We start from the raw sequence: 21,754 nt of genomic DNA on the forward strand, positions 1-21,754 counted from the left end.
GTCGGTGATCGAGTCGCCGAGCGGCATCACCCGCACGCCGCCGTTGGACTCGGTCCGCGACGGGCTCGTCAGCATCGCCAGGCCGAGCGCCGCGACCAGCGCGATTCGCCACCACACCGATCAAGAGTTGCACGTCAACCGTCAGAACAATCATCCGATCGACGCGATGTGAGCCACTCTCGCCGCAGCTACGTTGGCCTGACCCTGCATATCCTGCGAAGGAGCCCAACGGTGCGAAGAAGATCCCTGCTCTCCACCGCTCTGACGACGCTGGTCGTCGCGGCGGCGATGGTCGTCCCTGCGGCCAGCGCTGCCCCTGTGACCGGTCAGCCGGTCGCCGCTCTAGCCGCTCCCGACATCAACGTGAACAACGTGAAGGCGCACCTGGCGGAACTCAACAACATCGCCACGCAGAACGGCGGCAACCGCCGTGCCACCACGAACGGCTACAAGAAGTCGGTCGACTACGTGAAGGGGAAGCTCCTCGCGGCCGGCTACTCCGTGACCGAGCAGGCCTGCACCTCGGGCTGCTCCAGTGGCGCCGGTCCGAACCTGATCGCCGAGTGGCCGGGCGGCGATGCGAACAACGTCTTCATGTTCGGCGCGCACCTCGACAGCGTGTCCGCGGGTCCCGGCATCAACGACAACGGCTCCGGCTCGGCGTCGTTGCTGGAGGTCGCGCTCAAGCTGTCCGAGGTGAACCCGGCGATGCAGAACAAGGTCCGCTTCGCCTGGTGGACCGACGAGGAGTCCGGCCTGCTCGGTTCACGCTTCTACGTCTCGCAGCTCTCGTCCACCGAGCGCGCGAAGATCAAGACCTACCACAACTTCGACATGATCGGGTCGAAGAACGGCGGGTACTTCATCAACAACATCACCTCCACCCAGTCCAGGCACATGAAGGCGTACTGGGACTCCCTGAACCTGCAGCCGGAGGAGAACGTCGAGGGCCGCAACCGGTCCGACGACGCGTCCTTCACCAACGCGGGCATCCCGGCGTCCGGCTACGCGATGGGTGCCAGTGCGCGCAAGACGGCGGCCCAGGCGGCGAAGTGGGGCGGCACGTCGGGTGCCGCCTACGACTCCTGCTACCACTCGTCGTGCGACACCACGGCCAACATCAGCGACACGCACCTGAACAGCGCGGTCGACGGCATCGCCTACACCCTGTGGGCCTCGGCCGTCACCAGCACGCCGGGTCCTGACTTCTCGGTGGGGGTCTCGCCGACCTCTGGTTCGGTGGCGGCGGGTTCGTCGGTGACGGCGAGCGTGTCGACCCAGACGACGAACGGCTCGGCGCAGTCCGTGCAGCTGTCGGCGTCCGGATTGCCTTCCGGCGCAACGGCTTCGTTCAACCCGTCCTCGGTGACGACCGGAAACAGCTCGACGTTGACGATCAGCACCACGACGTCGACGCCGTCCGGCACCTACCCGGTGACGGTCACGGCGACGGGTTCGGTCACGCACACCGCGACCTACAACCTGACGGTCACGGGTGGACCCGGTGGCGGCTGCACCGGCACCAACCCGACCGACGTCGCCATCCCGGACAACTCGCCGACCGCCGTGACGAGCAGCATCGTGATCTCCGGTTGCGCGGGCAACGCGTCGGCGACGAGCAAGGCCGAGGTGCACATCAAGCACACCTACCGGGGTGACCTGGTGGTGAGCCTGCTCGCGCCGGACGGGTCGTCGTACTCGCTGAGCAACCGCTCGGGCGGCAGCGCGGACAACATCGACCAGACCTTCACCGTCAACCTGTCCACCGAGGTCGCCAACGGCACGTGGAAGCTCAGCGTGCGGGACGCGGCGGCCGTCGACGTCGGCACCATCGACACCTGGACGCTCACCCTCAACTAGCACCGCGGTGGGACCGCGCACCCCGTCCACCAGGGCGGGGTGCGCGTGCCCGCACAATCACAACCAGGGCTTTTCCGTGAAAACATTCGCAGGAAATAGTTTGAACCTTTTTCGTTCTTGACGGTCCAGAAACACGCGACAACACTGCCTCGACAACTGCTCATCAAGGTCGGGGGTGCTGTTGCCGAGCCCAGGGATCGTCCGTCGCGCGTGGTGGGGCGCGCATCAGCACACCAGACTCGCCGTGATGAGCCTCGGCGTGCTCGCCGCGCTGGCCACGACGGTGGCGGCAGGCTTCGCCGGCGGGGCGAACCCGCAGCAACGCGTGGACGCCGGTGCGGACCCGATGCGCCGCGGCGACTCGTTCGAGGTGACCGTCCACATGGTGTCCGATGTGGACTTGTTCGAGGGAGTCGAGCCCGCGTCCGGAGTTCTCTTCCGCGCCCGCGTCGCCGGGATCGGCCGGATCGCCGACTGCTGGCTCGCGGAGTCCCGCGCCACCGCGCAGAACCTGTTGCGCGGCAAGATGGTCCGGCTCACCGTGAAGAAGGACGTCGACTCCGACAGCGACCGGATCGTGGTCGACGTGCAGCTGCCGGACGGCGCGGACTACGCCAACACCCTGGTGCACGACGGCATGGCGCCGGCGGACGTGTCGACCCGCGACGAGCTCGCCCAGGTCGAAACCGTTGCCCGGCAGGAACATCGCGGCCTCTGGGCGTCCTCGTGCCTCCGCATCGTGAGCACCACGTCCAGCGTGCCCGCATCGTCGACGACGACCACCACGACGACAACGGCCACGACCACGACGACGCCGGAGACCTCCACGCGGAAGCCGCCGCCCAGGCCGCCGGTCACCTCGGTCGAGCCGCCGCCCGACCCGCCGGACGACTTCTGGCTGGGCAAGATCTGCTTCAAGGAAGGCGCGAAGCGGAAGGCGGCCGGTGGCGGCGAGCTGGTCTGCGCTCGCAGCGGCACCAAGCTGAGGTGGCGGCGTGCGGACTGACGACGGCATCGACCTGTTCAGCAAACCGGTGGAACCGGCGCCTCTGCTGGCGCAGGGCAAACCTCCGCGCGGCCTGACCGAAGACGGTTGGGTGCGCACGACCGGCTGGCTCCAGGTCGGCGACCACCCGGTGAGCTCGGCCTTGCTCGCCGCGCTCGCGGGCCTGCTGTGGGCGTTGGTCGGCGCGGCCGTCTCGGTGCGGGCCTTCCCGGTCAGCGCAGGAGTTCTCGTGCTGGTGGTGCCCGTGCTGTGCGGGGTCTTCTGGTGGTTCTTCACCTCACGGGTGAAGCCTGCCTCGGTGGCGCGCAACGTGGAGACGAAGCACGCGGACGAGCTGGCGGTCGGTGACCTCGTCCGGCTGTACGGCTCGATCGGCCCGGTCGCCCAGGTGGCCGAGGTGCAGGTCGCGGACGAGGTCGACGTGACCTTCCAGGGCGAGCTGCGCCAGTCGTGGCCGCGCGACCGCGTGGTGCACCTGGCCGAGCTGCTCAGCTGACCTCAGGCGCAGAGGCGTTCGACGAGCACCTGCCAGCTCGCGCCGAGGGTGCTCGCGACGGCGCCGGGCCGAGGTGCGCCAGGATCGTCCGCGGAGGTCAGGTAAAGCAGGATCGGCCCCTCCAGCGCGGCCACCAGCTGCAGCGCCAAGGTGCCGTGCACCGCCGCGTCCGGGCACGCCTCGCCCAGCAGCATGTGCACGTGGAACAACGAGGGGCTGTCGCCGATCGCGACGGGCTGGCCGGGGTCGATCGCGGCACGGGCCAGGTCCCGGTGTTCCATCAGGAACTCGAGCCGGGCCTGCCCGAACGCGACCAGCCGCTCGACCGCCGGCGCGCCCGGCCCCAGCGGCGGCGGACCGCTCATCAGCCGCTCCTGGAACCGCTTCTCCTCCTCGTCGAGCAGCGCGTGGAAGATGCCCGCACGGGTGCGGAAGCGGCGGAAGACGGTGCCCTTGCCCAACCCGGCGCGGTCGGCCAGACCGTCCATCGTGACCTTGTCCGCGCCCAGTTCCGCCACCATCTCGCGGGCGACCTCGATCAGCCGGGCGCGGTTGCGCGCGGCGTCCGCCCGTTCCTCGCGCGGTTGACCCAGAGACAGCCCGATCGGTTCCACGGGCTGAACGCTACCCGCCGGCAACGTCCCCTCAGGACGCCTGCCGCGCGGCGAGTTGCCGGCCGCGCAGTGGCGCGAGCGCCTCGCTCCAGCTGACCAGCTCGTCGATCATCGTGGTCAGGGTCGCCGCCTGGATCTCGGTCGGCCTGAAGGTGGTGAAGCCCTCGAAGTCGTGGAACATCGACAGCGACACGCTGGTGCGCACGTCGGCCATCTTGAGCTCTCCCGCGATGAGCCGCAGGTGCTCGACCGCCCTGGCGCCGCCGACCGCGCCGTAGGACACGAAGCCGACGGCCTTGTTGTTCCACTCCGCGTGCAGGTAGTCGATCGCGTTCTTCAGCGCGCCGGACGTGGAGTGGTTGTACTCCGGCGTCACCATGATGAAGCCGTCGAAGCCCGCGATCTTGGCCGACCACGCCTTGGTGTGGTCGTGCTGGTACTGGCCCGTCATCGGCGGCATCGGCTCGTCGAGGTGGGGGAGCGGGAAGTCCAGCAGGTCGACCAGCTCGAACGTGGCGTCGTCGCGCTGCCCGGCCTGCCGCGCGACCCACTTGGCCACCTGCTCGCCGTTCCGGCCGGGGCGGGTGCTGCCGATGATGATCCCGATGTGCGTCATGTCCGTCGCTCCACTAAGCGGGGTGTAGTCCGGTTATGAAGTGGACTCTACCCCGCTTGGCGGTGTGACGGCTCGGTGCCATGGGTCACAGCCAGCCGCTGTCCTCCGCGACCTTGACCGCCTCGGCCCTCGTCCGCGCACCCGTCTTGCCGATCGCGGCGCTGAGGTGGTTGCGGACCGTGCCCTCGGACAGGTGCAGCGCTTTGGCCAGGTCGGACACCGTGCCGCCGTCCCGCGCGACGGCCAGCACGTCGCGTTCACGGTCGGTCAGCGGGCTCTGTCCCGTCGCGAGCGACTCGGCGGCCAGCGCCGGGTCGACGACGCGCAGGCCGGCGTGCACCCGGCGGACCGCGTCGACCAGCTGCTCGGGCGTGGCGTCCTTGACCACGAACCCGGCCGCGCCCGCCGCCATCGCCCGCGCGAGGTAGCCGGGACGTCCGAACGTGGTGCAGACGATCACCCGGCAGCTCGGCAACGCCTTCCGGAGCTCGGCGGCGGCGCTCAGGCCGTCCTGGCCGGGCATCTGCACGTCGAGCAACGCCACGTCGGGCCGGGTGCGCTGGGCGGCGGCGATGACCTCGTCGCCCGCGCTGACCTCGGCGACGACCTCGATGTCGGCCTCCAGGCCCAGCATCGCGGCGAACGCGCCCCGCACGAGCGCCTGGTCGTCCGCCAGCAACACCTTGATCACGCGACCACTCCCACTTCACGAAACCTCGGCACGCAACCGGTACCCGCCGTCGTCCAGCGGTCCCGCCAGCACCGTGCCCCCGAGCGGGGCCAGCCTCTCGGCCAAGCCTGTCAGCCCCGTCCCTGGCTCGCCGACCCCGGCGCCGCGCCCGTCGTCGCGCACCTCCAGCCAGGTGTCGCCCAGCCGGACGGAACACCGGGTCGCGGCCGCGTGCCGCAGCACGTTGGTGATCCCCTCGCGCAACACGTACCCGAACACCCCCTGCAGCTCGGGTCGCACGTTGTCCACCGCGTGCGGCAGGTCCGCCTCGATCCCGCCCGCGCGCAACGCCGCCCGCGCGCCGACGACCTCGGCGCTCAGGGACACCTCGCGGTAGCCCGAAACCGTGGTGCGGACGTCGCTGAGCGCCTGCCGGGTGAGGTTCTCGACCTCGCGGATCTCGGCCAGCGCCCGCTCCGGCTCCGAGCTCTCCAGCAGCCGCCGCGCCACGCCGGTCTTCAGCGTGATCGTGGTCAGGCTGTGCCCCAGGATGTCGTGCAGGTCGCGCGCCAGCCGGTTGCGCTCCTCGGTCCTCGCCAGTGACGCGATCTCCTCCTGTGCCAGGGAGAGTGCCCGGTTCGCCCGCATCATCCTGCCCACCGCGAGCATGCCCAGCGAGATCGACAGCAACGTGCCGAGCTGGCCGCCGTCGATGGCGAGGTCCCGTTCGAGGTACATCGTGCCCGCCAGCAACAGCAGCACCGACCCGTCGATCGCGATCGCCCGCCACGGCGTCAGCACCACGGCGACCGTGGACATGATGTAGACCATCAGCCCCGCGGACGACATCCCCACCCAGTACACGATGACCAGGCCGAGCGCGGTCAACCCCAGGCAGATCATGGTGTTGACGTTCTCGCCGCTCGTCCACAGCCAGCGCGGCGCCACCGTCCAGGCCACCCCGTACCCGACGATCAGCAGCGCCAGCACCAGCCGTGCGACGAGGTCGCGGTCGCTGACGAGCACGTCGTAGGTGAGTACCGGGATGTAGAGCAGGACGAAGATGGCGGCGAACCAGTACCACTTGCCGTTGCTCTTGTCGCTCTTGTCGCTGAGGCGCACGGGCACGAACCTAGCTCTGGGCGCGGTAGCGGCGCGCGGCGACCAGCGACAGGCCCGCCACCCACAGCACGATCACGAGCAACGCCTGCTTGACGTCCACTCCGGACACGAACGGCGCCTGCGTCAGCTGCTTCACCCAGAACGTCGGCAGCGCCTTCATGAGCGTCGCCAGCCAGTCCGGCGCCACGTCCGCGGGGATCCAGATCCCGCCCAGCAGACCGAACAGCATCGACGCCAGACCCGTGATCGCCTGCATGCCGTCCGGGCTCGCGATCAGCCCGATCACGATGCCGAGCAGCACGAACGGGATCGCGCCCAGCCACAGCGTCGCCAGCACGCCGACCCAGTGCAGCGCGTCCATCCGGACGCCCTCGGCGGCGCCGATCACGCACACCAGCAGGATCCCCGGCAGCCCCACCAGCATGCCGAGCGCGCCCTTGGTCGCCAGGTAGCCGCCGCCGGTCAACGGCGTCAGCCGCAGTTGCTTCTGCCAGCCCAGTCCCCGCTCGACCGCGATCCGGGCGCCGATCGACAACGGCCCGGCCATCACGCCGAACAACGCCATGTTCATCATCAGCGACGTGGTGACCGGCAGTCCGTTCGGGAACGTCCCCGCGCCGCCGCCGTAGAGGTTCACGAACAGCACGAACATCACCGACGGCAGCACCACGGTGAAGATCAGGTAGCGGCCGTTGCGGACCGCGCGCCGCAGTTCCAAGGCCAGGAATCGGGCATTCATCAGTTGTCCTCCCCAGTCAGTGCGAGGAACGCGTCCTCAAGGCCCAGCGCCGTGATCTCGATGTCGTGCGCCTGCGGGTAACGCTGCAGCAGCGCGCGCACCGCGGCGTCGGAGTCCGTGCAGGTCAACGTGATCCGGTCGCCCCGGCGTTCGATCGACCGCACGCCCGGAAGTTCGAGGTCGTGAGCGCCCGGCACGACCGCGCGCAACGTCCGTCCGGACACCGCGGCCCGCACCTGCGCCACCGACCCGTCGGCCACGATCCGCCCGGACCGCATCAGCACCACGCGGTCCGCGTACTCCTCGGCCTCCTCCAGGTAGTGCGTCGCGAACAGCACCGTCCTGCCCGTGTCCGTGTACGCGCGCATCTGGTTCCAGAACGCCCGCCGCGTCTCCACGTCCATCGCCACGGTCGGCTCGTCCAGCACCAGCAGATCCGGCTCGCACACCAGTGCCAGCGCGAACCGGACCCGCTGCTTCTGCCCACCGGAGAGCTTGGTGCACTTGCGGTCCGCGAGGTCCGCGATCCCGGCCTGCCGCAAGGCCTGCGCCACCGGCATCGGCTCGCGGTGCAGCGCCGCGATCAGCCCGACCGCCTCGGCCACCGTCGCGTCGTCCAGCAACGCGCCGCTCTGCAGCATCGCCGAGATCTGCCCGGCCACCACCGCCTCGCGCGGCGACTTGCCGAACACGCTGATCGACCCGCCGTCCGGAGTGGACAGACCGAGCAGCATGTCCACCGTCGTCGACTTCCCGGCCCCGTTCGGGCCGAGCAGCGCCACCACCTCGCCGGGCGAGATCACCAGGTCGATCCCGTCGACCGCGCGGACCTCGCCGAACCGCTTCCGCAACCCGCTCAGCGCCACCGCGGCGCCCGCTCGCACAGCTGTCTCCGTCATGTCCCCAATGCTGGTCGGCGGCGCGGGGGAGAGCGGGTTCCAGCTGTCACGACTCGGCCATGACAGATGTCATGGCCGCAGGTGTTCGACCTGGATCCCGTACGTTTCCGTCAACCGGTCGGCGACCAGGGAGCGGTGGCACGCCTCGGGATCGGCCTCGACGCAGAACAACGCCGCCACCCCCTCATGGGCAGCGATCGGTGCCAGGTCGGCCTGGTCGAGGATCTCCGCGGTGTAGCGGCGGGCGTACTCCTCGCCGAGCACCTGGCGGGACCGCTTGCCGACGCCCTGCCGGTCGTCCTCGGCGTACTGGGCCTGCCTCAGGTCGGTGGTCGGGGCGAGCTCGGCGTGGTGCTCGTAGGTGATTCCCGCTTCGGCGAGGGCCGCCTGCAGCCGCTGCGAGTTCGCCCAGGAGTACTCGTGCCCGCGCACACCACGACGTTGGCGCACGTCGAGCAGCACGTCGACGTTCGCCTGCTGCAGCTTCCGCAGGAACGACTCGGCGTCGAAGCCGTACACGCCGATCGTCACCAGCCTGATCACGCGACCGCGGTTCCTTCCAGTTCGACATGTGCACCACAGCTTCGAGGTCGGCGAGGCTCAGCGCCAGCCGAGCGGCCAGGCCGGCAGTCCCCGTGCATTGGCCGCCGATGCACTTGAGGAACCTGCTGAACGTTCGGCCGGTAGCGATGTTCCAAGATTTGTGGCAAGCCGAGTGGGCTCTGTGGCAGCTTGGTGTGCAGGCGGAAGTTCCTGGCACCCCAGGAGTTGCGCACCGTTCCGCACGACCGCGCGGAGGCGATCGCCGCCCGCTGCCGGCCGTCTCACTTGGTGGTTGACCGTTGACAGTCGCGCTGAGGTGGATTACTCAGTCACCGGAAGGTGGGCGGGGCCACCTGACCGCAGTCGTGGGCAACAGAGGTGGCGAATGACAGAGGAGTTACCGGAGATCCCCGGATTCCGGTACGTCCGACCGCTGGGCAAGAACGTGCACCTGTACCGCGACGACGGCGGCGAGGTGGCGGTGAAACTGCTCGTCGACCCGGCCCGCGCGGCGGAGATGCGCACGGTCCTCGGTCTCGGGCACCCCGGCATCGTCACGGTGCACAGCGCCGGGCGCACCCGCGCCGGCCTGCTGTACCTGGTGATGAAGCACTACACCGGCGGCGATGCCGGTGCGCTGGCGCCGTTGCGGTTCGAGCGGGTGCTGGAGATCGGCATCCAGCTCGCGGACGCGCTGCAGGCCGCGCACCAGGCGGGCGTGGTGCACCGCGACGTGAAGCCGGCCAACGTGCTGCTCGACGAGGGCGGCCACGCGTGCCTGACGGACTTCGGCGTGGTCGGCCGCGACCGGCTGCCGTGGACGGCGCCCGAGGTGCTCACCAGCGGCTCGCACGGCGTGCGGGCGGACGTCTTCTCACTCGCGGCGACGCTGTGGCACCTGCTCGCCGGGTACCCGCCGTTCGTCGTGCCGCGCGGCGACAACTCGCACGCCGCCCTGGAGCACCGCGTCCTGCGCGGCAGCCCGCCGCCCACTCGCCGGGCCCCGCGGCAGATGGAAGTCCTGCTGCACCAGGCGATGGCGGCCGACCCGGCGCTGCGCCCGCGGTCCGCGGAGGAGTTCGGCCTGCGGCTGCGGGAGATCCTCCAGGGCACCGGCGTTCCGTCCACTTCGGACGTGGTGGCGGTGCACGCCGCTCCGCCCGCTCCCAAGCGGAAGCGCTGGCCGGTGTACGCGACCGCCGCGGTGGCCGCCGGCGTGCTCGGCACCAGCGGAGTCCTGTTCCTCACCGACGACTCGCAGCTCAAGTCTCCGGAGAAGGTGCAGCCGCAGGCCGCCGCGGACGGTCCGGGCACGCCGACCGGCAAGGCCCAGGTCACCGTCACCCGCATCAACCCGACGACGTTGAAGTTCACCTGGACGTACCCGTCGCCGGCCCAGGGTGACAAGTTCGCCTGGCGCACCAACGACGACCTGAAGTCCGGCACCGTCGACTCCCCGGCGGTCGAGCTCTACGCGCCGGGCGCGCTGTGCGTGCAGGTGCGGGTCGTGCGCGCGGACGGCAGCAACGCCAGTGACAACTCGTGGTCGCAGGAGGGCTGCGGCTTCTGACGTTCGGGGACCGGTCCCGGCTCTGGCGGTTAGCGTCTTCTGGCATGTCAGAGCTGGGCGCTCTCGTCGAGCGCTATGAGACGAGCAACCGCCGCCGTGCCGTCAAAGCGGCGATCATGATGGTGATCGGGGTTCCCCTGCTCGCGTTCGGGGCGTTCACGCTCGTGATCTTCATGGACGGCCCGGCCGGCAGCAACATGGCCATCGCCGGTGGGATCCTCGGTCTCGGGCTGGGTCTGATGATCTTCGCGATCGTGTTCGCCGTGCAGGCGGTGTGGCGGCGCGGCGAAGGCTTCACGCTGTACGAGGGCGGGTTCGTGCACTCGTGGCGCGACAACGTCGTCGTGGTGCCGTGGGGTGATATCGGCACCGTGGTGGACACGGGCAGGAACACCGCGATCGCGCGCCTGCTCGGTGGCGACTTCGGTTGTCTCGTCGTGCTCACCTCCGGCCGCAAGATCGTGATCAACGCGTTCACGGACAACGCGGCTGTGCTGGTCGGTCACATCAGGGAAGCGTTCCTCCGGCAGCAGGAGGCGCGGTGAGCCGGTGGACGCGGCCGCAGCAACTGGCTGCCGCGGGATATGGCGTGTGGTCGGCGTTCTGGACGTTGTTCGTCGGCTTCGTACTGCTCACCCCGGCTCGGCCGGCGGGCGTTCTGGGCGCTCTGACACCTGCCGCGATCAGCCTGGCGATCGGTGTCCTGGCCTACCGGGGCGTGCGCTGGGCGTTCTGGCCGGCGATGATCTACTTCACGCTCGTCGGGCTGGGCGCGATCTGGGTGCCGCTGCGGCCGCAAGCCCACGCCGGCGAGGACGGTCTCACCCTCTTCGTGCACGCCTTCGTCGCCGATCTGCCCGGCCTGTTCGTCGGCGGCTGGCTCGTCGTGGCCTTGATCCGCACCGCTCGGGCATGACTATCGTGGGCCGGTGAGCACCTCGCGCGACGGCTACGGGCACTGGCAGCGGATTCCGACCCGGTGGGCGGACAACGACGTCTACGGGCACGTGAACAACGTCGTCCACTACGCGTTCATGGACACGGTGATCAACACGTGGCTGATCGCGGCCGGGCTGGACATCCAGGCCGGGCAGGAGATCGGGTTGTGCGTCGAGTCGCACTGCAACTACCGCGCCTCGGTCTCGTTCCCGGACGCGCTGGACGCCGGGCTGCGCGTCGGGCACCTCGGCCGGTCGAGCGTGCGGTACGAGGTCGGGTTCTTCCTCGAGGGCAGTGACGACGTGGTGGCGGAAGGCCACTTCGTGCACGTGTTCGTGGACAGGACGACCCGCAAGCCGGTGGAGATCCCGGCCGGGCTGCGTGCGGCGATGGAAGGCCTGGTGGTGGTGTGAAGACGCGTGGTGCGGTGCTCGCGAGCGTTGGCGGGCCGCTGGAGATCGTCGACCTGGAACTCGACCCGCCCGGTCCCGGTGAGGTGCTCATCAGGGTGCACGCGACCGGGTTGTGCCACTCCGACCTGTCCGTGATCGACGGCTCGCGCATCCGGCCGTTGCCGATGGTGCTGGGGCACGAGGCGGCGGGCGAGGTCGTGGAGGCCGGGCCGAACGCCGAGTTCAAGCCGGGTGAGCACGTCGTGCTGTCGTTCGTGCCCGCGTGCGGTGCGTGCCGGCCGTGCTCGTCGGGACGTCAGGCGCTGTGCGAGCCGGGGGCCGCGGCGAACCGCGAGGGCACGTTGCTCAGCGGGCAGCGCCGGTGGACGCTCCCGGACGGCACCCGGCCGCACCACCACCTCGGCGTGTCCGGGTTCGCCGAGTACACGGTGATCTCCGACCGGTCGGCGACCCGAGTGCCGGAGGATCTGCCGTTGGACGTCGCCGCGCTGTTCGGGTGCGCGGTGCTGACCGGTGCGGGTGCGGCGTTCTACAGCGCTCAGGTGGTGCCGGGGGACAGGGTGGCGGTGTTCGGGCTCGGCGGTGTCGGCCTGGCCGCGGTGCTCGCGGCGATCACGGCGGGTGCGACCCAGGTCGTCGCGGTGGACGTCGTCGAGCACAAACGGCAACTCGCGCGCAGCCTCGGCGCGACGCACGACGCCGCCGGTGGACCCGATGTCGTGCAGCACGTCCGGGAGCTGACCGGTGGCGGCGCGGACAAGGTGATCGACACGACCGGTGTCGCGGCCGTGCTCGAACAGGCTTACGCCGCAACGGCAGTCGGCGGCACGACGGTCACGGTCGGGCTGCCGCACCCGGACCGGACCGTCACCCTGCCCGCGCTGAACCTGGTCGCCGAGGAACGCACGCTCAAGGGCAGCTACCTGGGCTCGTGCGTGCCACGCCGGGACATCCCGCGGTTCATCGACCTGTACCGCGCGGGAAAGCTGCCCGTGGACGGCCTGCTGTCGGGCCGCCTGAAACTCACCGAGATCAACGAGGGGTTCGCCAGGCTCGCCAGCGGGGAAGCGGTGCGCCAGGTCGTCGTCATGTGAGTCGTTGCCTGATCTCGGCTTTGAGCACCTTGCCCACTTTGGACCGCGGCAGGTCGGGCCAGATCTCGACCTGCTTCGGCGCTTTCACACTGCCGATCTGCTCCTTGACGAACGCGATCAGCGCGGCAGGGTCAGCTTTCCCGGCAGCACGCAGCTGCACGACGGCGGTGACCCGTTCGCCCCACTTGTCGTCGGGCAGCCCGATCACGGCGCTGTCCTGGACGGCGGGATGTGCCTGCAGCGCCTGCTCGACCTCGGCCGAGTACACGTTGAAGCCGCCCGTGATGATCATGTCCTTGGCCCGGTCGACGATGTAGAGGTAGTTGTCCTCGTCGAGGTAGCCGATGTCGCCGGTGTGGTGCCAGCCGAAAGCGCTCACCTCGGCCGTGGCGGCGGGGTTCTCGTGGTATCCGGCCATCACCAACGGCCCGCGCACGACGATCTCGCCGCGCTCGCCCGCTCCCAGCAAGGCACCGTCGGCAGCCATGATCGCGACCTGCGTCAACGGCGTCGGCCGCCCCGCCGACGACAGCCGGGCGGTGGCGATCGAGCCGTCGGGCAGGAAGTGGTCGGCAGGGGAGAGTGTCGCGATCATGTTCGGTGCCTCGGTCTGCCCGAACAGCTGACCCATCACCGGCCCGATCCGGTGCAGCGCCTCGGTGAGCCGCACCGGGGACATCGGCGCGGCGCCGTACCAGAGGCACCGCAACGAACTCAGGTCCGTCGAGTCCAGCGCAGGGTGGTCGAGCAGGCCGTAGATCACGGTCGGCGGCAGGAACGCGTGCGTGACCCGGTGGTGCTCGATCAGCCTCAGGAACTCGCCGAGGTCCGGTGCCGGCATGATCACCGTCTCGCCACCGAGCGCCATGATCGGAAACGTGAGGACGCCCGCCGAGTGGGTCAGCGGCGCCAAAGCCAAATAACGCGGCCGCACGCCGAACGGGTAGCTCATCAACGTCAGCGCGGTCGCGGTCTCCAGGTTGTGCCCGGTCAGCCGCACGCCCTTGGGCCGTCCGGTCGTGCCACCGGTCCCGGCCAGGACACACAGCGAGTCGTCCGCCACGGACACCGGCGAAGGATCCCTGCCGTGCTTCGCAAGCCAGTCGGAGAACGTGACCGCACCCTCGGCCTCACCGTCCAGGCACACCAACGTGGTCAGCGCGGGCAAGTCGTCGCGGATGCGGGAAACCAGAGGTGCGAACGCGGACTGGAAGAACAGGCACCGGCACCCGAACAGGTCGAGCAGCTCCCGGTTCTCCGCCGCCTCGTTGCGCGGGTTGACCGGGCACCACACCGCCCCGGCCCGCGAGATGCCGAACACGCACGTGAGCGCCAGCGGATCGTTGGCCGACAACACCGCCACCCGGTCGCCGACCCCGATTCCGCTGTCCTGCAACGCCCCCGCGATGTCACGAGACCGCTGCCGCACCTCGGCGTAGCTGGAAGACACCCCGCCGATCGTCAGGCAGGGCGCGTCGCCTCCGAGCGACGCGCCCTTGTCCAGGTAGTCGGAAAGTCGCATCAGCGGTGCACTTCGACGATCGGGTCGAGCACCAGACCGAACGACCGCAGCGCGCCCAGCAGCTCCCGGTGCCCGAACGCCTGGCAGCCCGACGCGAAGCCGACCCGGCGTGGCGCGTCCTGCAGCAGGTGCACGGCGGCGTGCACGTTCAGCAACGCCGTCTGCTTGTAGTTGCAGTTGCCGTGGATCACGCAACTGGCGCGCCCCAACGGCCCCGACGCGTGCACGGAGTCGAGCGAGATGTTGATCCGCGGGTTCTCCCGCGGCGGCATCTCACTGCGCACCTGTGCCGAGAACGCGTCGACGATCTCGTACTTCTCCGCGTCCGACTTGCCTTCCATCTGCTCCAGAGCGGCGCTGACGATCTGCGGCACCCCGAGCATCAACGGCCGGTTGAACACCCCACCCAAAGCACGCACCGACGCGACGCGCGGATCCTTCTTGAACCACACGGGATGCGCCGTGCCGCCCCACGGCAGCGCCAGGCCGAGCTCGTGCTGGCCGGGCACCACGAGCTCGTACAGCCCCGCGTCCGCCGGCCACTCGACGTACTCGTTCTGCTCCAGGTAGTACGCCTTGGCGAACGCCGCGTTCGTGAGGATCGTGTTGGTGGAAGCGACGGTGGGATAACCCTTCCAGAACACCCCGATGTCCAAAGTGTCCAGTCCGGGCTGCTCCAGGCAGATCTGCGCGGCGATCTCACCGACCGTGTACATCTGCGCGATGCCGGGAGAGATCAGCAGTCCCTGCGCGGCGAACGAAGCGCCGTACTGCTCCTCGGCGTCGATCATCCAGTCCTGCTCGCCGTTCGTGTCGGTGTAGTGCGCGCCGACGTTGAGCGACGCCCGCACGGCTTCGTGGCCGTGGCGGGAGAACGGCCCGACGGTGTTCAGCACCACGCGAGCGCCGGAGAACGCCTCGGTCAGCGCCGCCTCGGTGTGCTCGACCTCCAGCACCTCGTACTCGACGGTCTCGATGCCGGGCACCGCGTCCACGGCTTCCTTGACCCGCTTGCCGTCCCGGCCGACCGCGAGGAACGGGATCCCGTACTCGCGCAGGTACTCGCAGATCAGGCGGCCCGTGTAGCCGGAAGCGCCGTAAACAACAACAGGCTTTGCCATGTCACATGCCCATTCCGCCGTCGACCGGGAGACCCGCGCCGGTGATGAACTTCGAGGCGTCGGAGGCGAGGAACACCACCGCGTCGGCCATGTCGTCGACCTGCCCGAGTCGTCCGAGCGGCGTCAGCTCCACGACCGCACCGGCGGCGGCTTCCGGTGAGGGGAACAGGCCGAGCTCGGCGCAGTCCACCGCCAGCTGGTTGCCCATCGCGGTGGGCGTGAGGCCGGGATAGATGCAGTTCACCCGCACGCCGTAGCCGAGTTTCCCGGACTCCGCGGCGGCGACGCGGGTCAGCCGGTCGATGGCGGACTTCGTCGCCGAGTACACGCTGATGCCGGGGAAGGCGATCGTCGCGGCGACGGACGCGACGCTGATGATCGAGCCACCGTTGCCCGCCGCGCCACCGGGACGCATCGCGCGCAGGCCGTGCTTCATGCCCAGCGCCGTGCCGAGCACGTTGACGTCCAGCATCCGGCGGATGTCGGCGGTCTCCAGCTCGGTGATCAGGCTGGTGATCTCGATGCCGGCGTTGTTCACGAGGATGTCGAGCCCGCCGATCGCGTCGACAGCCGTGTTCACCGCCGAGGCCCAGCTCGCGTCGTCCGTGACGTCCAACGGCACGAACTCCGCCGTCACGCCCGCGTCACGCAGCGCCTGGGCGGTCTGCTTGCCCTCGTCCTCCAGGACGTCGCCGATCAGGACCGCCGCACCAGCCTTGCCCAACGCCTCGGCCATGCCCGCGCCCAAGCCGCGCGCACCGCCGGTGACCAGTGCTTTTCGCCCGTTCAGCTGATAGCTCGTCATCGAGTCGCCTCCTGAAGTGAGTTGGCTCACACACTAATCAAGGCTTGACAGTCGTCAAGGAAAATCTTGACGACTGTCCAAGATTCTTTGGACGATCGGTCAACGGTTGTCGCGATCCGAGCTACGATCTGCGGTGTGACGGACGTCGCCCAGAGGAAACTGGACAAGATCGCCCGCCGGCAGGTCGACAAGTTCGACGCCCGGCGGACCGAGCTCGCCGTGGCGACGCTGCACACGCTCGCCGAGCTCGGCTACGCCCGCACGAGCCTGCGGGAGATCGCGCAGAACTCCGAGTTCTCCCACGGCGTCCTGCACTACTACTTCACGGACAAGCGCGACCTCATCGTCGAGGCCGTCCGCCAGTACGAGCGGGTCTGCGTGACCAAGTACGACGAGGTCGTCGCCCACGCCACCAGTGCGGACCAGCTGCGCGACGAGTTCGTGGCGATGTTCTTCGGCACGCTGGTCCAGGACGCGACCCTGCACCGGCTCTGGTACGACCTGCGCGACCAGAGCCTGTACGAGGAGTACTTCCGCGCCGACGTGCTGGAGATCGACGGCCACCGCGAGGACATGGTGTGGCGGGTGATCAGCCGCTACGCCGAGCTGCGCGAGGGCACGCCTGCCACCTCACCGGGCACCGCCTACGTGACGCTGGACGGCATCTTCCAGCGCGCGCTGCTGCACCACTTCACCGGAAACGCCGAGACGGTCGCATCCCTGCGCGCCGAACTGCCCGGCGTCATCGACCTGCTCGTGGCCTAGTCAGCCAGGTCGCCCCGATGCCGTGCAGCACCACGCTGCCCAGCACGCACAGCACGGTGATCGTCAGGATCAGGTTGGCGGCGTCGCCGACCGGCAGCTTGTTGAACGCCAGCAAGCCGAACACGATCGTCGTCGTGCCGCGCGGTCCCAGCGCTCCGACGAGGAGGCGTTCGCGGCCGGACAACCGCGATCCGAGGAACGCGAGGAACACCGGCACGATGCGGATGACGGTGAGCACCACGGCGGAGAAGAGCACCTCCTGCCAGCTGACGCCGTCGTAGAAGATCAGCACGGCGGCGATGCCCACCACGAACCACATGGTCATGGTGAGCAGGCCGGTGACGTCCTCCAGCAGGTGCAGGTCGGTGTCGAGCACGTCCGAGCGGGCCTCCGAACGTCCCTTGTGGACCCTGCGCGCCTTCAGCAACCGGTGCACATAACGGAAAGCGATGCCGCAGACGAACGAGGCCACGAAGCCGTTGCCGTCGATCGCGACCGTTGCGGTGTAGGTCAGCAGCGGCGCCAGCAGCACCGCGACACGTGCCGATTGGTTGCTCACCCAGCCCGCTTGGTGTGCGCGGTCCATCAGCCAGCCGAGCAGCGCGCCGATCACGACACCGGCGACGATCGCCTTGACCGCGAACGGCAGCACGGTCGCGAGCGCTTCGAGCGGCGTGCGTTCCTGCGAGTCGTCGCCGGCCAGGATCAGCGCGAACAGGAACAGCGGGGAGACGATGCCGTCGTTGTAGCCGCTCTCGATGTTCAGCGTGCTGCGGACCCGCACCGACAGCGCCGGGTCGCGGACCACGCGTTCCGCTGGAGCGAAGTCGGTCGGCACCGTCACGCACGCGACCAGGATCAGCGCCGCCCAGGACAGGCTCGGGAACAGCAGCCAGCCCACCACGGCGGCCAGCGCGAGGCTCACCGGCATGGCGACCAGCAGCACGCGCGCCACGAGCCCGGGATAAGCGCCCCACAACCGGCCTGCTCGCACTTCGGTGGCGTCGACGAAGAGCAGCACCGCGAGGATGATCTCGGCCGCGTGCTGCACCGACTCGGTGTTGAGGCCGTCGGCGATGGAGCTCTCGTTGAACAGGCCGACCGCCACGCCGGCCAGGACCATCACGATCGGCGCGCCGAGATACCAGCGGTCGAGCCGGTTCGCCGCCAGCGAGCGGACGACCATGGCGAACGCCGCGGCGAGCAGCAGGGAGTTCACGCGCCGACTCCCTGGGCGAAGGCGAACACCTGGTCGGGGTCGTACTTCGCGGCGACCTGCTTGAGCCGCGGGAGGTTGCCGCTGTAGTAGGCCGTCGCCCAGTTCGGCAGCTGCGGGTCGATGTAGTTGACGTACCCGGTCTCGCCGACCAGGTCGCCCAGGCCGTCGCGCACCTGGCCCATCCGCTTCGCGGTGTCCGGCGCGCCTTCCGGTGGTGTCTTGAAGTAGATCTGCGCGGAGGCGAGGGCGCTGCGGTGCGGGAACGCGGTGGCGTCCGGTGCGACGGTGGCGATCGCGCCGCCCAAGCCGTCGAAGATCAGGTACGACTCGTCGGTCTGCCCGTTCATCAGGCCGACGGCCTTGGCCGGGTCGCTGATCGGTTCGCGCACGATGCGCGAGGAGGCGACGAACGACTCGTGCTCGATCCCGCTGCCCGCGAAGTACTGCACGGCCTCGGCGTAGCTCTTCGGCTGGATGAACCGGTTGGCGGGCGCGGGCAGGCCGTTGAGGAGCGCGGCGAGGTCGCCGACGGAGCCGATGAAGCAACCGCCGACCCGGCACGTCGGCTGGGCGCCGCCGCGGATCACGACGTTGGACCACATCTCGCCGGGAGCCTCGGCGATCCAGGTCTGCCAGGCGCCGAGCACGTCCGCGGTGGGACCCGCGTCGTACTGCAGCGAGAAGACGGTGACGTCGGGCGCGGGCACGGTGGTGAACACGAACTCGGTGACGATGCCGAAGTTGCCGCCGCCACCTCCGCGCAGCGCCCAGAACAGGTCTGGTTCCTGCTGGGCGGTGGTGGTGACGAGCTTGCCGTCCGCCGTCACCACGGTCGCCGAGACGAGGTGATCGCAGGTCAGGCCGTACTTGCGGGCGAGCACGCCGATGCCGCCGCCGAGCGTGAGGCCCGCGACGCCGACGGTCGGGCACGTGCCGGTCGGCAGGGCACGGCCGGACGCGGCGAGCACCCGCGACACCTCGCCAAGCTGGGCTCCGGCGCCGACGCGGACCTGGTCGCCGGGCAGGATCTCGACGGCCGCGAGCTTGCGCAGGTCGATCTGGAGACCGTTCTCCGGCGACGAGTAGCCGGCGTAGCTGTGGCCACCGCTGCGCGCGGCTATCGGGACGCGTTTCCGAGCCGTTTCCAGACACGCCTGGATGTCCGCGGGCGAAGCGACCCTGGCGATGGCGGCGGGCTTGCGGTTGTCCCACACGGGGTTGAAGCCCTGGTAGGTGAAGCCGTCCTGGCCGGGCAGGATCAGCTGACCGGACAGCTTGGCGCGCAGCGCGTCCCAGTCCGGCGGTCCACTCGGAACGGACGAAGTGGACGCCGGTGTGGTGACCGGGCTTTTCGGCGGCGTGCCGGTGCAGGCCGTGAGCGCGGCACCGGCACCCGCGAGTCCGGCGACTTTCAGAAACCTGCGACGATCCACGCGCCGATCATGCCGTAGTTCAGGAGCCGGCGGGTGCCAGCGCGCCACCGCGACTGGCGTTGATCTCGTCACGGTGCTCGATCGCCCACTCGGCGAGCGCGATCACCAGCGGCACCAACGTCTTGCCCAGCGGCGTGACCTCGTACTCGACCCGCGGCGGCACCTCGGCGTACGCGGTGCGGCTGACCAGGCCGTCCTGGACCAGGTGCTTCAGCGTCAGGGTCAGCATGCGCTGGGAGATGCCGGTGATCACCTTCTCCAGCTCGCCGAAGCGCAGCGGGCCTTCCCGCAGCGCGCCGACGACCAGCAGGCTCCACTTGTCGCTGATGCGGTCGAACACCTCGCGGACCGCGCCGCCGTCGTTCATCGGCGGCGGGCAGGTCCGCGTGTGGGTGATGCCGGTCACACGCCACCCCGCTTTCCTGGACACATACATCGATGTGCCTTTTGCAGGTCTCCAAAACTCACAGAGCATCAGGTTACGCACAAGTCGTAAGCATTGGAGTATGCGGTGAACATCGCGCTGTGGGTGGTGCAGGGTCTGCTGGCGGTGGCCTATCTGGCGGCCGGGCTGATGAAGCTCGTGCGACCGCGTGAGCAGATGGTGGCGTCCGGTCAGATGTGGGCGAAGGACATCAGCGACGGGGCCTTCAAAGCGGTCGGTGCGGTCGAGGTGGCGGGCGCGCTCGGCGTGGTCCTGCCGTGGCTGACCGGAATCGCCCCGATCCTGACGCCGATCGCCGCCGCCGGGCTGGTGATCGTGCAGATCCTGGCGGCGCGGGTCCACCTGAAGCTCGGGGAGACGAAGTCGTTGCCCGTCAACGTGGTTCTGCTGCTGCTCGCGGCGTTCGTCGCGGTTGGACGGTTCATCGGCTGAGCTGGGCGAGGCGGCCGAGGACGAGATCGATGTCGGCGGCGGTGGTGCGGTGGTTCGTGATGCACGCGCGGATGCCCCGTTTCCCCGCCACCACGACGGGTCCGAGCAGGGCGACGTTCTCGGCCGCCAGGGTCCTCAGCAGTTCGGTGTGGTCGGTGTCCTCCACCTCGAAGCACACCGCCGTCAGCGTGACGGGGGCGAGCAGGGTGAGTCCTGGGGTGGCTTCGATGCCTCTGGCGAGCTGCTGGGCGAGGTCGAGAGTGCGTTCGTTGGCCGTGCGGAAAGCCTCGACGCCGAACGCCTGGAGAGCGCTCCACACCTGGAAGGCCTTGAAGTTGCGGGAAAGCTGCGGGCCGTAGTCCATGTAGTCGGTCATCAGCGGGTCGTCTTCGACCGTCAGGTACGAGGAGTTGAACGCGTAGGCGTCCCGGAGTTTCGCGCCGTCGCGGACGAGCAGGCAGCCGGCTTCCAGCGAGGCGAACAGCAGCTTGTGCGGGTCGAGGGTGATCGAGTCGGCTCGGGCGCAGCCGCCCATCAGGTCCCGCATGCGTTCGGAGAGCAGGAAAAGCGCGCCGTAGGCACCGTCGACGTGCAGCCACAGGTTCTCGGTTTCGCACAGGTCGGCGATGGCGTCGAGCGGATCCACCGAGCCGGTCGACACGGTGCCGCACGTCGCGACGACGCACCACGGCTGCAGGCCGGCCTTGCGGTCGTCGCTGATGGCTTCCTGGAGTGCGTGGACGTCCATGCGGTGCTGGTCGTCGGTGCTGATGTGGCGGACGTTGTCGAGTCCGATGCCGAGGATCGCGGCCGCCTTGTCGACGCTGCGGTGCGCCTCGACGGAGGTGTAGAGGATGAGCGGGGCCGCATCGCGCTGGAGACCGCTCTCCCGGAATCCGGGTACGCGGTCGTTCAACGCGGTGACGAGGGCCTGGAGGGTGGCGAGGGAGCCGCCGCCGGTGAGGATTCCCTTGCTGGTGCGGGGATAGCCGACAACCTGGGCGAGCCATTCGAGCACCGACCGTTCGACCACGCTGGCCGCGGGGGAGAGCTGCCAGAAGTTGCAGTTCTGGTTGAGCGCGGCGGCCACGGCCTCGGCGTACGGGGCGATCCCGTGGGGCGGCCCGAGGACGTAGGCGAGGAACCGCGGGTGGGCGATGGTCGTCGAGTTGGGCAGGATCGTGTCCTCCCAGCTGTCGAACACCGCGTCCACGCCTCGGCCCTGTTCCGGCATCGGGGTGGTGAGCAGTTCGGCCAGCTCGGCGCGATCCGGTTCCGGCAGGATCTCGGTCTTGCGCAGGCCGCGCTCGTAGCCGTCCAGCACGGCGAGGAGCCGGGTGCCGGCCCGGTCGCGTTCCTCGTCGGTCAGCAGGAGTTCGTTCACGGCAAGCAGATTAGGGAACTTGTTCGAGCACGCGATTGCTACTTGTG

24 protein-coding genes are annotated in these 21,754 nt (G+C 69.6%); 10 read left to right on the plus strand and 14 right to left on the minus strand.

Going from position 1 to position 21,754, the window contains the following annotated elements; genetic code table 11:
* The first annotated feature begins 231 nt into the window (after positions 1 to 231).
* The 3 genes from ABZX92_RS19670 (at position 232) to ABZX92_RS19680 (ending at position 3,362) form a co-directional block, all read left to right on the plus strand.
* The gene (locus ABZX92_RS19670; RefSeq protein WP_355561035.1) at positions 232 to 1,860 is read left to right on the plus strand and encodes a M28 family peptidase; all 1,629 of its coding nucleotides are present in this window, start codon (positions 232 to 234) and stop codon (positions 1,858 to 1,860) included.
* A 247-nt stretch (positions 1,861 to 2,107) separates the two neighbouring features.
* Positions 2,108 to 2,866, plus strand: coding sequence for a thermonuclease family protein (locus ABZX92_RS19675; RefSeq protein WP_355561038.1), 759 nt, complete (start codon positions 2,108 to 2,110; stop codon positions 2,864 to 2,866).
* Positions 2,856 to 3,362, plus strand: a complete 507-nt coding sequence (locus tag ABZX92_RS19680; protein WP_355561041.1) for a hypothetical protein — start codon at positions 2,856 to 2,858, stop codon at positions 3,360 to 3,362. Before ABZX92_RS19675 ends, ABZX92_RS19680 begins: the two co-directional genes overlap by 11 nt.
* 2 nt (positions 3,363 to 3,364) lie before the next feature.
* Here ABZX92_RS19680 and ABZX92_RS19685 read toward each other — a convergent pair whose 3' ends face one another.
* The 7 genes from ABZX92_RS19685 to ABZX92_RS19715 all read right to left on the minus strand — a co-directional run bounded on the left by ABZX92_RS19685 (position 3,365) and on the right by ABZX92_RS19715 (position 8,565).
* The gene (locus ABZX92_RS19685; protein WP_355561044.1) at positions 3,365 to 3,976 is read right to left on the minus strand and encodes a helix-turn-helix domain-containing protein; all 612 of its coding nucleotides are present in this window, start codon (positions 3,974 to 3,976) and stop codon (positions 3,365 to 3,367) included.
* Between the two features lie 31 nt (positions 3,977 to 4,007).
* Positions 4,008 to 4,592 (minus strand): NAD(P)H-dependent oxidoreductase, encoded by a 585-nt coding sequence (locus tag ABZX92_RS19690; RefSeq protein WP_355561047.1) that lies wholly within the window; start codon positions 4,590 to 4,592, stop codon positions 4,008 to 4,010.
* A gap of 85 nt (positions 4,593 to 4,677) precedes the next feature.
* Positions 4,678 to 5,283: a response regulator transcription factor gene (locus ABZX92_RS19695; protein ID WP_355561050.1), complete on the minus strand. Its 606-nt coding sequence runs from the start codon at positions 5,281 to 5,283 to the stop codon at positions 4,678 to 4,680.
* A gap of 15 nt (positions 5,284 to 5,298) precedes the next feature.
* The gene (locus tag ABZX92_RS19700; protein WP_355561053.1) at positions 5,299 to 6,384 is read right to left on the minus strand and encodes a histidine kinase; all 1,086 of its coding nucleotides are present in this window, start codon (positions 6,382 to 6,384) and stop codon (positions 5,299 to 5,301) included.
* Positions 6,385 to 6,394: 10 nt separating this feature from the next.
* Entirely contained in the window at positions 6,395 to 7,123 is a 729-nt protein-coding gene (locus ABZX92_RS19705) for an ABC transporter permease (RefSeq protein WP_355561056.1), read from the minus strand.
* Positions 7,123 to 8,022, minus strand: coding sequence for an ABC transporter ATP-binding protein (locus ABZX92_RS19710; RefSeq protein WP_355561059.1), 900 nt, complete (start codon positions 8,020 to 8,022; stop codon positions 7,123 to 7,125). The genes ABZX92_RS19705 and ABZX92_RS19710 overlap by 1 nt, the downstream gene beginning before the upstream one ends.
* A 69-nt stretch (positions 8,023 to 8,091) precedes the next feature.
* Positions 8,092 to 8,565, minus strand: a complete 474-nt coding sequence (locus ABZX92_RS19715; protein WP_355561061.1) for a DUF488 domain-containing protein — start codon at positions 8,563 to 8,565, stop codon at positions 8,092 to 8,094.
* A gap of 385 nt (positions 8,566 to 8,950) precedes the next feature.
* Here ABZX92_RS19715 and ABZX92_RS19720 point away from each other — a divergent pair, with 385 nt between their 5' ends.
* From ABZX92_RS19720 to ABZX92_RS19740, 5 genes are read left to right on the plus strand one after another with little or no spacing between them, the layout of a single operon-like run.
* Positions 8,951 to 10,135 carry a serine/threonine-protein kinase gene (locus ABZX92_RS19720; protein WP_355561063.1) on the plus strand — a complete coding sequence of 395 codons (1,185 nt, stop codon included), beginning with the start codon at positions 8,951 to 8,953 and terminating at the stop codon, positions 10,133 to 10,135.
* Positions 10,136 to 10,179: 44 nt separating this feature from the next.
* Entirely contained in the window at positions 10,180 to 10,680 is a 501-nt protein-coding gene (locus ABZX92_RS19725; RefSeq protein WP_355561066.1) for a hypothetical protein, read from the plus strand.
* Complete coding sequence (locus tag ABZX92_RS19730; RefSeq protein ID WP_355561069.1) at positions 10,677 to 11,051, plus strand: hypothetical protein; 375 nt, start codon at positions 10,677 to 10,679, stop codon at positions 11,049 to 11,051. Before ABZX92_RS19725 ends, ABZX92_RS19730 begins: the two co-directional genes overlap by 4 nt.
* 13 nt (positions 11,052 to 11,064) lie before the next feature.
* On the plus strand, positions 11,065 to 11,487 hold the full coding sequence (locus ABZX92_RS19735) for a thioesterase family protein (protein WP_355561072.1): 423 nt from the start codon (positions 11,065 to 11,067) through the stop codon (positions 11,485 to 11,487).
* A complete protein-coding gene (locus ABZX92_RS19740) occupies positions 11,484 to 12,581 on the plus strand; it encodes a zinc-dependent alcohol dehydrogenase family protein (RefSeq protein WP_355561074.1) in 1,098 nt (365 codons plus the stop codon). Before ABZX92_RS19735 ends, ABZX92_RS19740 begins: the two co-directional genes overlap by 4 nt.
* Here ABZX92_RS19740 and ABZX92_RS19745 read toward each other — a convergent pair.
* The 3 genes from ABZX92_RS19745 to ABZX92_RS19755 are packed head-to-tail and all read right to left on the minus strand — an operon-like array spanning position 12,574 to position 16,029.
* Positions 12,574 to 14,103: a long-chain fatty acid--CoA ligase gene (locus ABZX92_RS19745; RefSeq protein ID WP_355561077.1), complete on the minus strand. Its 1,530-nt coding sequence runs from the start codon at positions 14,101 to 14,103 to the stop codon at positions 12,574 to 12,576. The two genes, ABZX92_RS19740 and ABZX92_RS19745, sit on opposite strands and share 8 nt — an antisense overlap.
* Complete coding sequence (locus ABZX92_RS19750) at positions 14,103 to 15,224, minus strand: DUF5938 domain-containing protein (RefSeq protein ID WP_355561080.1); 1,122 nt, start codon at positions 15,222 to 15,224, stop codon at positions 14,103 to 14,105. The genes ABZX92_RS19745 and ABZX92_RS19750 overlap by 1 nt, the downstream gene beginning before the upstream one ends.
* Before the next feature lies 1 nt (position 15,225).
* Positions 15,226 to 16,029 carry an SDR family NAD(P)-dependent oxidoreductase gene (locus tag ABZX92_RS19755; RefSeq protein WP_355561082.1) on the minus strand — a complete coding sequence of 268 codons (804 nt, stop codon included), beginning with the start codon at positions 16,027 to 16,029 and terminating at the stop codon, positions 15,226 to 15,228.
* A gap of 135 nt (positions 16,030 to 16,164) precedes the next feature.
* Between ABZX92_RS19755 and ABZX92_RS19760 the strand changes: the two genes are divergently transcribed.
* Entirely contained in the window at positions 16,165 to 16,794 is a 630-nt protein-coding gene (locus tag ABZX92_RS19760) for a TetR/AcrR family transcriptional regulator (protein WP_355561084.1), read from the plus strand.
* Here ABZX92_RS19760 and ABZX92_RS19765 read toward each other — a convergent pair.
* From ABZX92_RS19765 to ABZX92_RS19775, 3 genes are read right to left on the minus strand one after another with little or no spacing between them, the layout of a single operon-like run.
* On the minus strand, positions 16,772 to 18,013 hold the full coding sequence (locus tag ABZX92_RS19765) for a cation:proton antiporter (protein ID WP_355561087.1): 1,242 nt from the start codon (positions 18,011 to 18,013) through the stop codon (positions 16,772 to 16,774). The two genes, ABZX92_RS19760 and ABZX92_RS19765, sit on opposite strands and share 23 nt — an antisense overlap.
* A complete protein-coding gene (locus ABZX92_RS19770; protein WP_355561090.1) occupies positions 18,010 to 19,446 on the minus strand; it encodes an FAD-binding oxidoreductase in 1,437 nt (478 codons plus the stop codon). The genes ABZX92_RS19765 and ABZX92_RS19770 overlap by 4 nt, the downstream gene beginning before the upstream one ends.
* 19 nt (positions 19,447 to 19,465) lie before the next feature.
* Positions 19,466 to 19,852 (minus strand): helix-turn-helix domain-containing protein, encoded by a 387-nt coding sequence (locus ABZX92_RS19775; protein ID WP_355561093.1) that lies wholly within the window; start codon positions 19,850 to 19,852, stop codon positions 19,466 to 19,468.
* Positions 19,853 to 19,957: 105 nt separating this feature from the next.
* On the opposite strand from ABZX92_RS19775, the gene ABZX92_RS19780 reads away from it, so the two are divergent.
* Positions 19,958 to 20,323 carry a DoxX family protein gene (locus tag ABZX92_RS19780; RefSeq protein ID WP_355561096.1) on the plus strand — a complete coding sequence of 122 codons (366 nt, stop codon included), beginning with the start codon at positions 19,958 to 19,960 and terminating at the stop codon, positions 20,321 to 20,323.
* On the opposite strand, the gene ABZX92_RS19785 is transcribed toward ABZX92_RS19780, so the two are convergent.
* Positions 20,313 to 21,707, minus strand: coding sequence for an aminotransferase class I/II-fold pyridoxal phosphate-dependent enzyme (locus ABZX92_RS19785; protein WP_355561099.1), 1,395 nt, complete (start codon positions 21,705 to 21,707; stop codon positions 20,313 to 20,315). The two genes, ABZX92_RS19780 and ABZX92_RS19785, sit on opposite strands and share 11 nt — an antisense overlap.
* Positions 21,708 to 21,754 lie beyond the last annotated feature (47 nt).

The sequence above is a fragment of the Lentzea sp. NPDC006480 genome (assembly GCF_040611995.1).
In the GTDB taxonomy this organism is placed as follows: Bacteria; Actinomycetota; Actinomycetes; order Mycobacteriales; family Pseudonocardiaceae; genus Lentzea.